Annotated in this window: 9 protein-coding genes; 2 read left to right on the top strand and 7 right to left on the bottom strand. The window is 63.7% G+C overall.

All coding sequences use genetic code 11. The features are described 5' to 3' along the window. Positions 1-5: 5 nt before the first annotated feature. The 4 genes from FSZ31_RS12145 to FSZ31_RS13075 are packed head-to-tail and all read right to left on the bottom strand — an operon-like array spanning position 6 to position 5404. Complete coding sequence (locus tag FSZ31_RS12145) at positions 6-959, bottom strand: DUF979 domain-containing protein (protein ID WP_147123683.1); 954 nt, start codon at positions 957-959, stop codon at positions 6-8. Further along, positions 956-1630: a DUF969 domain-containing protein gene (locus FSZ31_RS12140; RefSeq protein WP_147123682.1), complete on the bottom strand. Its 675-nt coding sequence runs from the start codon at positions 1628-1630 to the stop codon at positions 956-958. The genes FSZ31_RS12145 and FSZ31_RS12140 overlap by 4 nt, the downstream gene beginning before the upstream one ends. Continuing rightward, positions 1627-5265, bottom strand: a complete 3639-nt coding sequence (locus FSZ31_RS12135; protein ID WP_147123681.1) for a hydantoinase B/oxoprolinase family protein — start codon at positions 5263-5265, stop codon at positions 1627-1629. Before FSZ31_RS12135 ends, FSZ31_RS12140 begins: the two co-directional genes overlap by 4 nt. A gap of 13 nt (positions 5266-5278) precedes the next feature. Further along, positions 5279-5404 carry a hypothetical protein gene (locus FSZ31_RS13075; protein WP_268934286.1) on the bottom strand — a complete coding sequence of 42 codons (126 nt, stop codon included), beginning with the start codon at positions 5402-5404 and terminating at the stop codon, positions 5279-5281. A gap of 32 nt (positions 5405-5436) precedes the next feature. Between FSZ31_RS13075 and pip the strand changes: the two genes are divergently transcribed. Then, on the top strand, positions 5437-6528 hold the full coding sequence (pip, locus tag FSZ31_RS12130; RefSeq protein WP_201739182.1) for a prolyl aminopeptidase: 1092 nt from the start codon (positions 5437-5439) through the stop codon (positions 6526-6528). A gap of 22 nt (positions 6529-6550) precedes the next feature. Next, entirely contained in the window at positions 6551-7282 is a 732-nt protein-coding gene (locus FSZ31_RS12125; RefSeq protein ID WP_147123680.1) for an SDR family NAD(P)-dependent oxidoreductase, read from the top strand. A 410-nt stretch (positions 7283-7692) separates the two neighbouring features. On the opposite strand, the gene FSZ31_RS12120 is transcribed toward FSZ31_RS12125, so the two are convergent. From FSZ31_RS12120 to FSZ31_RS12110, 3 genes are all read right to left on the bottom strand, one after another. Further along, positions 7693-8310, bottom strand: coding sequence for a response regulator (locus FSZ31_RS12120; RefSeq protein ID WP_161596027.1), 618 nt, complete (start codon positions 8308-8310; stop codon positions 7693-7695). Beyond that, positions 8307-9971, bottom strand: a complete 1665-nt coding sequence (locus FSZ31_RS12115) for a sensor histidine kinase (protein WP_147123678.1) — start codon at positions 9969-9971, stop codon at positions 8307-8309. The genes FSZ31_RS12120 and FSZ31_RS12115 overlap by 4 nt, the downstream gene beginning before the upstream one ends. A gap of 194 nt (positions 9972-10165) precedes the next feature. Further along, entirely contained in the window at positions 10166-13453 is a 3288-nt protein-coding gene (locus tag FSZ31_RS12110) for a TonB-dependent receptor domain-containing protein (RefSeq protein ID WP_147123677.1), read from the bottom strand. Positions 13454-13681 lie beyond the last annotated feature (228 nt).

Raw genomic sequence — 13681 nt, 5'->3', positions numbered from 1 at the left:
CGTACTCACAGGAAACTCGCGAAATAGAGGATCGCGATATTGCACGCGAGCAGCGGTATCGCGGTCCCCACCTGCGCGCGGATGACGCCGTACTGGTCCTTGAGCTCGAGCAGCGCGGCGGGCACGATGTTGAAGTTCGCCGCCATCGGCGTCATCAGCGTGCCGCAGAATCCGGCGAGCATGCCGACCGCACCGATCACCGCCGGGTTTGCGCCGTCGGCGACGATCAGGATCGGGACGCCGATCGCCGCCAGCATCACCGGAAAGGCGGCAAAGGCATTGCCCATGATCATCGTGAACAGCGCCATGCCGAGCGCATAGACGAGCACCGCGAGGAATACGCTGCCTTGCGGTATTACGCTGCCCGCAATCCCGCCGATCACCTCGCCGACCCCGGCCAGCGCGAAGACCGCACCAAGCGCGGCGAGCATCTGCGGCAGCAGTGCCGCCCAGCCGATCGAGTCCATCAGCCGGCGGCCTTCCTCGATCGGCGCCAGCACCGGCGGCTTGAGCCATGCCATGCAGACGCCAAGCGCAATCAGCACGCCGATGCCGAGCAGGATCAGCGTCACCCAGCGCGGCTCGATCAGGCCCGCGTCCGTGAGCGGCGTGTAATTGAACAACAGCGTTCCGGCAAACGCGGTCACCGGGATGACCAACGCGGGCAGGAACAGCCGGTTGCCCAGTCTTTCCGACAGGATTTCGCGCTCGGCGAGGTCGGTCGTCGGCGGATTGCCCCGGCCAAGCAGGTGAAAGCCCGCGATGCCGACCATGACGAGCACGAGCACGCCGTTGCCCAGATCGCCGAGCGCATCGCCGAAGAAGAAGCTGATCGCGAGCAGACCCCAGAACGCGGCATTGCCGAACCGCTTGGCATTGGTCCGGTCGATCGCACTGGTCAGCGCGAAGGCGGCGAACACCGCGCCGGCGAGGACATAGAGCCAGGTGAGCGTGATCATCGCCTGGCCCTCCCGAGCCGGGAATCGAACAGCATCAGCCGCGCCGCATGGATGACGAAGGCGCACACCGCGGTCGGGATTGCCCAGACCGAAATCTGCAACGGCGTCAGCGCGATACCGTATCCCGACATGACGCCCTGGATGAGCAGGATCGACGCGATCGCGACGAAGATGTCCTCGCCGAAGAACAGCCCGACATTGTCGGTTGCCGCGGCCATCGCCTTGACACGTTCGATGCTGGATTCGTCGAGTGGACCATGCGTTTTGAGCGCCGCGGCCTCGGCCATCGGCGCAACGAGCGGTCGCACCGTCTGTGCATGACCCGCGACCGACGTCAGCCCGAGCGCCGCGAGGATCTGGCGAAAGGCAAGATAGGCGATCAGCAGGCGCCCGACCGTCGCGCCGCGCATCCGCTCGATCGCGGCGCGGGCGCGTTGCTGCAACCCATAGCGTTCGAGCAGGCCGATCACCGGCAGCACGATCCAGACGATCGAGACATAGCGATTGTCGTTGAACGCCTTGCCGAGCGCGGCGACGACCGCCAACGGGTTAAGCCCGCCGAGCAGCCCGGTCGCGATCGCGGCGACCGCGACGACCAGCAGCGGATTGAACTTGAGCGCGAACCCCACGACCACCAGCGCGATGCCGAGCAAGACCCAATAATCGCTCATCCCGTCATTCCTTCTGTGCCATTGTCTTCGGCGATCGGGCCGAAGCCGCCACCGCCCGGTGTCTCGATAACGAACGCGTCGCCAGGGGCCATGTCGGCCGATCCGGTCGCGCCGAGCGGTTCGATCCGCCCGTCGGCACGTTCGACCCAGTTGCGCCCCGGTGCCGCATCACCGCCGCCCTTCAGCCCGCGCGGCGCGATGCGCCGCCGGTTGGCCAGAATGTTGGCGCGCATCGCTTCGAGAAACGTGATCCGCCTTACGACGCCATTGCCGCCGTGATGCGCGCCGGTGCCGCCCGATCCGGGCCGGATCGAAAACGCATCGACCCGGACCGGCAGCCGCGTCTCGAGGATTTCGGGATCGGTCAGCCGGCTGTTGGTCATGTGCGTCTGCACCGCGTCGGTGCCGTCATGGTCGGGCCCCGCGCCCGAACCGCCGGCGATCGTTTCGTAATATTGGTGGTCGGCGTTACCGAAGGTGAAGTTGTTCATCGTTCCCTGGCTCGGCGCGAGGCGCCCGGTCGCGGCGAACAGCGCGTCGGTAACGACCTGGCTGGTCTCGACATTGCCCGCGACCACCGCGGCGGGGAATTCGGGATTGAGGATCGATCCATCGGGCACGATCAGCGTGACCGGCCTGAGGCAGCCGTCGTTCATCGGGATGCTGTCGTCGATCAGCGTCCGCACGACATAGAGCGCGGCGGCGCGGACAATCGAATGCGGGGCGTTGAAATTGTCCGCCGTCTGCGTCGAGCTCCCGGTGAAATCAAAGGTCGCCGCGCGGGCCGCGCGATCGACCGAAATGGCGACGCGGATCTCGGCGCCATTGTCCATCGCATAGGTGAACGCGCCGTCGTCGAGCCGTTCGAGCAGTCGCCGGACCGATTCCTCGGCATTGGCAAGAACGTGGCGCATATAGGCATCGACAACCTCGGCGCCGTAATCCTCGACGGTCGCGACGAGCGCTTCGGCGCCGCGCATGCAGGCTGCCAGCTGGGCATTGAGATCGGAGATGTTGCGCTCGATATTGCGCGCGGGGTGCGGCCCCGAAGCAAGCAGCGCGCGCATCTCGTCGGCGCAGAACCGTCCCTCGTCGACCAGCAGGACATTGTCGATCAATATGCCTTCGTCGGCGATCGTCCGGCTTTCGGGCGGCATCGATCCCGCGGCAATCCCGCCGATATCGGCATGGTGGCCGCGCGCCGCGACGAACGCCGACGGGCGCGCGACATCGGTGTCATAGAACACCGGGACGATGACGGTGATGTCGGGCAAATGCGTGCCGCCGCGATAGGGGTTGTTGAGGACATAGGCATCGCCGCGCCTGATCCCGCGCCCGTCGGCGGGTACGCCCTCGGCATTCGGGCCGCGCGCATCGATGATCGTCCGGATGCTTTCGCCCATCGAGCCGAGATGGACGGGAATATGCGGCGCGTTGGCGATCAGCGCGCCCCCGGCGTCGAACAGCGCGCAGGAAAAGTCGAGCCGCTCCTTGATGTTGACCGACCGTGCGGTCGCCTGCAGCGCGACCCCCATTTCCTCGGCCACGCCCATGAACAGGTTGTTAAAGATCTCGAGGCTGACGGGATCGGACTCGGTGCCCGCGGCATGGCTGCGTTCGAGCGGCGCGACGCGCGTCACGATCAGCGTACCGTCACCGCTGCGCTCGGCGCTCCACCCGCTTTCGACAAAGGTCGTGCCGGTATCGTCGAGGATGATTCCCGGCCCCGCGACGGGCTCGCCCAACGCCATGTCGGCGCGGCGATAGGCAGGCCAGCGACCCGTCGTGTCGGGCCTGGCACCCGGACCCGCAGGCGCGTCGCGCGCGGCAATGCGATCGGGCTCGGCGCTGACCGCTTCGGCAATGATCGCATCGACGATCACCGTCGCACGGTCGTCGCTATAGCCGAACCGCTTGCGGTGTTCGGCGTGGAAGCGCGCGCGCAGCGCCTCGGCCGAAGCATCGGGAAACTCGATCGTCGTATCGCTCCCGGCGACGCGCAGGCGAACGCGCCGGGCAACGGCGATCCGGTCGGACGCGATCCCCTGCTCGGTCAACGCGTCGCGCGCGTGCCCGGCGAGCTCGGCGATATCGGCGGCGTAATCCTCGCCGAGTGGGCGCATCAGGCTGGTCTCGCGGATGGCCTTCACCTCGGCGAGGCCGATGCCATAGGCCGAGAGCACCCCGGCGAGCGGGTGGATCAGGATCCGCGTCATGCCGAGCGCGTCGGCAACGCGGCAGGCATGCTGGCCGCCGGCCCCGCCGAAACAGGCGAGCGCGTAGCGCGTCACGTCATGGCCGCGCGCGATCGATATCTTGCGGATCGCGCCCGCCATATTGTCGACCGCGATGGCGAGAAATCCCTCGGCGATCGCATCGAGCGCCATGTCCTGCCCGAGCGTGGCCTTGACCCGGTCGGCGACCTCCTGGAGCCGCGCCCGCGCCGCCTCGGGGTCGATCGGCTGCGTCCCGTCGGGACCGAAAACGTGCGGGAAATGCGCCGCATTGATCCGCCCGAGATGGACGTTGCAATCGGTCACCGTCAGCGGTCCGTTCTTGCGGTAGCAGGCGGGGCCGGGATCGGCCCCCGCGCTTTCGGGCCCGGCGCGAAAGCGCATCCCGTCGAAGCGACAGATCGATCCGCCACCCGCGGCGACGGTGTGGATCTGCATCATCGGCGCGCGGATCCGCACGCCGGCAACCAGGCTGTCGCCGGTCAGTTCGAACGCCCCGGCATAATGCGACACGTCGGTCGATGTGCCGCCCATGTCGAAACCGATCAGCTGCGAATCGCCGTGCGGCGCGCTGGCGGCGACCATGCCGACGACGCCCCCGGCCGGCCCCGACAGGATCGCGTCCTTGCCGCGAAAGCTGCTCGCCTCGGTCAGCCCGCCGTTCGACTGCATGAACTTGAGGTCGACCGCATCGCCCAGCCCGGCCGCGACGCGGTCGATATAGCGGCGCAGGACCGGCGACAGATAGGCATCGGCGACGGTCGTGTCGCCGCGCCCGACCAGCTTGATCAGCGGCGCGACTTCGTGGCCGATCGATATCTGGGTGAAGCCGAGGTCGCGCGCGATCGCGGCGAGGCGCGTCTCGTGGTCGGGATAGCGCCAGCCATGCATCAGCACGATCGCGACCGCATCGATGCCGTCGTCGCGCAGTTCTGACAGCTGCTGGCGCGCGGCAGCTTCGTCGAGCGGCAGGAGCACCGTGCCGTCGACCGCAACGCGCTCGGCGATCTCGACCACCTCGTCATAAAGACTATCGGGCAGGACGATGTGCCGCGCGAAGATGTCGGGGCGCGCCTGGTAACCGATGCGCAGCGCATCGCCGAACCCGCGCGTGGTGACAAACGCGACACGCTCGCCGCGCCGTTCGAGCAGCGCGTTGGTCGCGACCGTCGTGCCCATGCGCACCGATGCGACGTGCGCGCCGCCGTGCCGATCGGCCTCGCGCGCGACGATGCGCCCGATGCCTTCGACCGCGGCGTCGACATAACGGCCGGGATCTTCGGACAGCAGCTTCTCGACATGGCGCGTGCCGTCGGGCGCGTGCGCGATGATATCGGTGAACGTGCCGCCGCGATCGATCGCAAATGTCCACCCCGTGTCCACGCCCGCGACCCTAGCCATATTTCTCGCGCCCTCAATGGCCCTCATCGATCACGACGATGAAACCCACATTTTCGCTGCCGCCTGTCGCAAGCGGCACTTGATAATGCGGCATCGGTCGATGGAATTCGCCGGTGCGATTGCCATCTATTTGCGACACGCCTAGCCCTTACGAAACGCAAAGAGGTGCAAATGATCGATCTATCCCGGCTCCAGGCCACCAGCGCAATCACCGACGAATGGGAATATCCTGCCGCCGACCCCAGCCAAAGCGGGCTGCTGCAGGTCGATAGCGATCCCGATCACAAATTGTACTGGGAGGAATATGGCAATCCGGCGGGCGAGCCCGTCATGTTCCTGCACGGCGGACCGGGCGGTGCCTGCGCACCGGTCATGGCGCGCTTCTTCGATCCCGCTCGCTATCGCGTGATCCTGTTCGACCAGCGCGGCTGCGGCAAGAGCCAGCCGACCGTGGCCAGCGCCGGTCCCGAGATCGCGCTCGTCAACAACACGACCGACTATCTCGTCTATGACATCAACGCATTGCGCACCGCGCTCGATATCACCGGCACGATGCATGTCTTCGGCGGCAGCTGGGGCAGCACGCTGGCGCTGGTCTATGCGATCCGCCATCCCGAAAACGTCGCCTCGCTGATCCTGCGCGGCATCTTCCTCGGCGCGCGTGAAGACCTGCAGTATATGTACCAGGGCAATGCCGCGACCTTTGCTGATGCGCCGTTCGCGCTGACCGAACCGGGTAGCTACATCGCCTATCCCGACGAATGGAAAGCCTTCGTCGAAGTCATCCCTGCCGCCGACCGCACCGACATGATGCGCGCCTACAAGGCGATCTTCGACATGGCGGCGGCAAGCGACGCCGACCGCGCGCTGCAACTGCGCGCCGCGGTCGCCTGGTCGGTCTGGGAAGGGACGATCTCCAACATGATCCCCAAGGACAGCGATCCCGGCAAGTTCGGCGATGCCGAGTTCGCGCTGTCGTTCGCGCAGATCGAGGCGCATTTCTTCGCGCACGACCTGTTCCTCGAGCCCGATTACATCCTCGACAACATCGACCGGATAGCCGGCATCCCGATGCATATCGTCCACGGCCGCTTCGACCAGGTCTGCCCGCTGACGCAGGCATCGCGCCTGATTGCGGCGCTCGCCGACGCCGGCGCATCGCCCGCCAGCTATGTCCGGACCAATGCCGGCCATAGCGCGATGGAACGCGAGACCGCGCTCGCGCTGACCGCGATCATGGATGGGCTGGCGCCGATCGGCTAGGCACCGGCGGCGGACGCGACCCATGGCATCCAAAGACCCCGACATCGCTCGACCGCGCGCCCTCGTTATCGGAAGCTCCGGTGGCATCGGTGCCGCGCTCGCGCGGGGCTTGCAGGCGAGAGGGTTCGCGGTCGAGGGATTGTCGCGTGCGTCGGGCACCGACCTGGAGGGCGCTCGACCCTCGATCGACCTGGCCGACGAAAACAGCATCGCAGCAGCTGCGGCAAGCTTGCGCGATAAAGCCCCGTTTTCGCAGATCCTGATTGCAACGGGCTTGCTCCACAGCGCCGATCTTGCCCCCGAAAAGGCGCTGCGCGATCTCGATCCGGCGAGCCTGGCCCGGCTGTTTGCGGTCAACGCCACCGGGCCGATGCTGGTCGCCAAACACTTCATTCCGCTGCTGCCCCGTCGCGGCCGCGGCATCTTTGCCGCGCTCTCGGCGCGCGTTGGCAGCATCGGCGACAACCGGCTCGGCGGCTGGTACGGCTATCGTGCGTCGAAGGCGGCGCTCAACATGCTTATCAAGACGCTGGCGATCGAACTCGCGCGCACCCGGCCCGACGCCATTTGCGTGGGGCTTCATCCCGGCACGGTCGATACCGGCCTCAGCCAGCCATTCCAGCGAGCCGTCGCCCCCGGCCAGATCTTCTCACCCGACCAGTCGGCGGCGCACCTGCTCGACGTCCTCGACGGTTTGACGGCTGTACAATCGGGGGGCTGCTTCGCCTGGGACGGTCAGGAAATCATCCCCTGACCTGCGCTGCACGTTTGGATCGAAGCATTGCCAAGCCCTTGAAGTGGCTCTCCGGATCGACTGTTCGAGATGAAGCGGCCCGACTGATCAAACGCCTTTTACCTCGGCGCTTTCACGGCTCGTTTTGGGCCGGTAGCGGACATTTCCCTGAGCGCTTCTGGACAGGTGTATCCTGCCATGGGACACCGCCAATTAACCATTTGCGAACGTTGCCCGGTTGCCAATCTCGAGCACAGCTCGCGAAAGCAATCCCACAATTTTCGGCAATGCAAGGTCGCTATTCGCGGTCAGGCCATGCGTCCCGGCAAAAAAGTAGACCGGAATTATGAAATCGGTGAGCTGCAACCTGTGATCGGATTCAAGAAACTCCGACCAAAGAAACTAGACCATAGGTAATTGGTGAATGGCCATCACGGCGCCATCACGATCAAGGCCAAAGCGGTGCGATTGCGCAGGTACAGCTTGTTGTAGATCGAGTTGAGATAGACCTTTACCGTTCCCTCGGTAATACCCATCGCATCGCCGATCTCTCGATTTCGAAGACCCTTGCCGACATAGCCGGCAATTTCGCGCTCGCGTGGCGCCAGGCATGACAGCGGATCGGCCGGGGGCGGCTTGAGCGACTCGGCGAGGGCCTGGTTGAGCAGTTCCTGATCGACGAAACGCCGTCCTGCCGCCACCGCCTCGAGACATTCGACCAACCGGTCTTCGGCGCCGTCCTTGAAGACGATGCCACGCACGTTGCAACGCAAGGCCTCTATGAGCTGCTCGTCGGTCAGGCCCGCGGTCAGGAGGACGACCGGCGTGGTGTCGCCATCCGCATGCATCGCCGACAGCACTTCTATGCCGTCGCGACCGGGCATCTTGACGTCGAGAATGACGATATCGGGGCGATGTTCGGCAACTGCTGCAAGCGCTTCGTCGCCATTGGCGACGCAGGCGGCAATCGAATGTCCCGCCAGCTCGAGCACCTGGCTGACCGCCGAGCGGATGAACGGGTGGTCGTCGGCCAGAACGATGCTGCTCATGTCAGGCGTCCCTTGGGTAGGTCGATACATAGCGACGTATAGTCGTCGTCGGACGACAACGCCATGGTGCCGCCCAGGCTGGTCACGCGCTGGTCGATTGTCCAGGGTATCGTCACCCTGTTTTCGATCGAAACGCGTCGGCCGTTGTTCCGAATCCGCAGGGTCAGTATATCGTCGCTCGCAAAGGCATCGATCTCGACCAGGCTGCACTGGCCATGCCGGACGCCGTTGGCGATCGCCTCACGGATGATCTGCTTGCATTCGTAAACCAGCGGCGCGGGCACTTCGATCTCGTCGCTCACCGCCAGGTCAATGCCGATGTCCCAGCGGCCACGGCTTTCGACGACGACGCGGCCGAGCTCGGCCGACAGGCTGACCGATCGCCGATCATCGGATGCCCGGCGCAGGCGATCGATCATCTCGCGGATATTGGCCTGTTCCTCGCGCAGCGACTGTTTGAGGTCGGTCATGATTTTAAGGGCACGCGTTTCGCCGGGTGAGAGGCTGCGACGCAAGGCCTCAAGGCCGAACGAAGCGCCGGCAAGCGACTGCGCGACGCTATCGTGCAGGTCGCGCGCCAGTGCTTCGCGCGTCTGGGTCACGGCGCGGTCGCGCGCCAGTTCGGCGAGGCGGCGGCCTTGAATGATCCCGACCACCTCATGCGCGATTGCCTTGGTCCGATCGAGATCGTCGATCCCGAACGACGGCAGGTCGGCCAGTACGAGCGTGCCGACCACCTCGCCCGACGACATGAGCGCGCTGGACAGGCCTTCGTCGATACCCGCAGCTGCAGCGAGCGCGCCGTTGCCCGAGCCCTTTCGCGCGATCGGCATCCAGCGGCCAGGTAGCAGGATCAGCTCGCGATTCCGCAATCGGTCGAACAGGCGCGTGGCTGGGTCCTTCGCTGCCTCGTCGGGCAAGGCTGGCAGGACCGAGAAGTCTTCGCCGCGCAGGACGGCCACCACCGCAGGCTCGTCACGATCTTCCCACAGGATTATGCCCCGACCACCGCCCGACTGCTGCAGCGCGTAACGCAAAGCCGCCTTGAGCGCGTCGCGCCCAGGCGCTTCGCCGGGAGAGTCGACGCGGGCAGCGCCTCGCTGCATCGCGAATGTGACGAACACCATCCCGATAACGAGCATGTACGAGGTTCGCCGCGCGAATTTGGGACCATTGAATTCGAGGCCGAAGATATTCAGCGCTATCCCTACGCCGATATAGGCGAGCAGCACCGCGCTCGCGGCGAGCGCGGTCGCACGCCAGTGCCAGCGCAATGTCGCCGAGACCATCAGGAATACGAAAAAGGCGAGAAAGGGGCTGTTGAAGTCGGCGGCGCCACCTTCGGTCGCGACAATCGAGGCAGCAAACACGCTCACGTCGACCAGCCAGGCGGGCCAGGCGAGACGGAAATCATACCACCAACTGCGCCAAGCGATGACGAAGGCCGCGATCGAAAAGATCAGATAGCCGACGAGAAGAAAAATGGCGTACGGTGCAAACCGGACCGGCTGGGTGGGTTCGAAATAGACTGCAAGCAGGAAGATTGTCGCCAGAACCAGTCTGAGGAAAGCGATGACGCGCCCCGAACGGTTTTGGAATATCCTTGCTAGCACCGTGGTTCTATCCCCCGGGTCCAGCCATTGCAGGAAGATTTCGGTCAAGCAATCCTCTTCGTTCGCCGGCGCATGTGGGCGCAAGTCGGGATGAGCGAGCGCTGGGCCGAGGTTTTGGCTCGGCGGGTCACCCGCTTCAGAGGTGCGATCCGGCCGAGGGTGCCAGCGGGATCAATGGCTTGTAGTAAACCCGGCAGGCCCCTGGAGGAGGGGCCTGCCGGGCAGTATGGTTGGATTGACGCTTAGAACCTGGCGCGGAACCCGGCGTAGTAATTACGTCCGCGGAACGAATAGATCGCGCTTCCCGCGCCTGTTGCGGTCGCCGCACCGCGCGGTACGCCTTGATCCAGGACGTTATCAACCCCGACGTAGAACTTGATCGCGTTACCTCTGGCATCCTTCGCGACATCGAAGTCGAACCGGATGTCATGATAGGTTATCGCGGGGAACTGCGTGCTCGGGAACGCATCGATATCGCTCGGAGCGATCCCGTTGATCGTGAACAGGCTGGCGTAAGTGTTGAAATATTGCGGCCCGATATAACGGAGGCGATATCCGAACGTGACCGGCCCCGAACCGAAGTCGAAGTCCCAGCGGAATTCGTCCTTCGGATCGCCCAACTGACCCAACACCCGTGTTTCGAAGGTCGGATTGGTTGGATCCTGGTAATTGCTGCTCTGGAATACGTGCGTGTAGATCAGGTCGGTGCTGAACGATACCGGACCGATATTCGTCTTGTAGTTCAGGTTGGTATCGACACCGCGGCGCTTGCGATTTGCGAAGTTGAGCGGTGCGTTGATCAGCGAGTTGCCCAGGATACGGCCGGGATCTTCGCCAAGCGGGCCAGGCCCGGTTCCACGATAACGCGTGAACTGCTTGCAGAAGATGTTGTCGAGCGAGGCCGAGTCGTAGCACGAGTTTACGATACCTTGCGCGCCGACGCTCGAAATGACGCCCTTCACGTTGATATTGTAGTAATCGACCGACAGGCTCAGGTTCGGTATCCAGCGCGGCTGGATGACGACGCCATAAGTATAGGAGTCCGATTTCTCGACCGTGAGGTTGGGGTTCGATCCGCTGACGATCGGCAACGACTGCGCGACGTTGTTGAACGTAGCAAGAAGTGCGGGACCAACGTCGGCGAGGCAGTTTGCCGCGCGCACCCCGGTACCGATGACCGACGGGTTGCACGGATCGACGAAGCCGTTGGAGAAGTTCGGCACCAGCGGGAAGCCGGTTTCCGAAACGTTCGGAGCGCGCACCGCCCGGCTGTAATTGGCGCGGAACCGAATGTCCTCGAACGGCGCGTAATCGACACCCGCATTATAGGCATAGACCGTGCCGACATTGCCCTGATATTTTGACACGCGGCCCGCACCGCTCAGCGTCAGTTCTTCAAAGAACGGCATGTCGCTCAGGATCGGTATGCGGACTTCTCCGAATGCTTCCTTTACCTCGAAAGCATCGGGAGCGAATGTGGGAATCGAGACCGCATTGGTGAAGCCGTCGGTAACGAACGGGTCCTGATTGAAATATGCGTTTTCCCTTCGATATTCGCCGCCGATTGCAAAGCTGATCGGACCGGCGGGCAGTTCGAAGACCTGGCTGAGATCGCCCGACACGAAACCAGAGAACACGAGTTGGTCGATCGAGGCCGTGTTCTTGTAATCACGAGAGAAATACGCGATCGATGCTGCGTTGTCGGGGGTGCCGAACGGATTGTACGGTACGCACGCGGCAATATCGGCGGCCAGTCGCGCCGCATTGGCGGCAGCCGGTGCAGCAAAACCGACCAGCGGCACCGCCGAGGCGGGATCATACTGCGAACGGCACTGGATTTGACCGGTGATGGGGTTGCGTCCGGCATCGAGTGCCAGCGCAAAACGCTGCCGATCGATAAAGCCTTGGTTGAGCGTGTCTTCCTTGAACTTGCCGTAGTTCGCGGAAATCTCGTAGTTCCAGTCGGTGTTGAACGATCCTCGCAGACCGCCGACGATACGATAGGTGTCACGCTGATAGATCGCGTCGCGCAACCCGACATCGAGCAGGTTGCGCGAATTGACGAAGCGGAAGCTGCCATTATTGACTGCGATTATGTCAGCAGCGGTAAGGTTGCCAGCGGCCGGACAGGTCACCGTCAAGCTCGGGCGACAGCCGGAGGCCAGGATGAGATTGGCCAGGGTCGTCCGGTCGGCCGGGTTCAGGAACGGGTTGTCGAGACGCTGCCGTTCGCGGAAATCGGTCGTTCCGCCGGTACCCTGGTTGAACGAAGGGCCGGCATTGTTGCCCACGGCATTCACGCGGTTCCACTTTGCCTCGACGAAAAGTTCGGCAGCCGGTGAAAACTCGAAATGCGACAGGAGGTTGAAGTTGTAGCGTTCATTGAACGGCAGGACCGAGACGGTGTTGCCTTCGCGGCCAGTCTGTCCGTTTCCGCCGATGATCGCACTGTTGAGACCGGTACCGAAACGCGTACCGGTCTGCTGGACCAGGCGGCCCTCAGGCGTGAAGATATAGGTGCAGTTGAACGCCGTTCCGGCGGTGTTCGGCGGGCCATTGTTGGCCGTCGTTGCATTGCCGCACAGGCCCGCATTCGCGACGTTGCGCTGGTTGATCGGGACCAGGCCGGTGAAATGGATCGTCGAGCTTCTGATATCCTCGAAAAAGTTGCGATCGGGATAACCGTCACCGCCATTGACGATACCCGTGCCGCCGTCAGCATCGACGACCAGGTAGTTGTCGTTGCGACGGAAAGCCGGAACGTCGGATGCGAACACGCGATCGGTGCGCGAGTACTCGCCATGCAAGGTCACATTGCCGCGACCATCCGCGAAATTCTTGCCGAACATCGCCGAAAGATACTGGTTACCGCCGAAGCCGGCTTCGGTGATGCCGGCCGAACCGCGTAGCTGCAATCCGTCGAAACTCTTGCGCAAGACGAAGTTGACCACGCCGGCGATCGCGTCCGAACCGTAAACGGCCGAGTTGCCACCCGTGACGATATCGACGCGCTCGATCAGGTCATTCGGGATCGAGTTGATGTCGACCGACACCGCATTGTTCAAAATATCTGCAGGAACATGACGGCGTCCGTTGACCAGAACCAGCGTGCGCTGGGTGCCGAGGCCGCGAAGGTCGAGCAGGTTGAGCCCGGCAATACCGATGCCTAGGCCAGGATTCTGCTGTGCAAAGGTGCTGCGCAGTTGGGGAAGATCATTCAGCGTGTCACCGATACTGGTCTGACCCTGCTGGAAGAACTGTTCGCCACCAATCGACGTGATCGGCACGGTGGAGGCGAGGTTTGGTCGCCGGATGCGCGAGCCCGTGACGACAATTGAACCTTCTTTCGCATCAGCGGTAGCAGGACCAATGGTATCCTGATCGGCGTCGCATACACCATTGCCATCGACGTCGGCGCAATCCAACGTGTCCTGCGCCATGAGCTGGGGCGCCATTACGCCGCTGGCCCAGGCCAGGCTCAAGGCGATGGACGTACCGCGCAGCAAGAACTTTTTGTCAAACCTGTTCATTATTTAAACCCCTATAGCGCGTCGTACCATCGCCTTTACAGGCGGCGCTTTGACGCCGGAAACCAGACCAGCCTTGGGGCTAAGGCCACGCCAAAAAGGCGGTTACTGCACAAAGTTAGGGGGTACGGAAAAGTTCATGTCTGTTGTATTTTTACGACACCCAGGTTTTGCGCTCTCCAACTAATTAATGTGACGACCGGTCATAACTCTGAAAAGTCTGTGGTCACC

The organism is Flavisphingopyxis soli, from assembly GCF_007995095.1.
Lineage (GTDB): Bacteria > Pseudomonadota > Alphaproteobacteria > Sphingomonadales > Sphingomonadaceae > Flavisphingopyxis > Flavisphingopyxis soli.
Note: the sequence above shows the minus strand (reverse complement) of the source record. Positions and strands in the feature narration are given on the sequence as shown.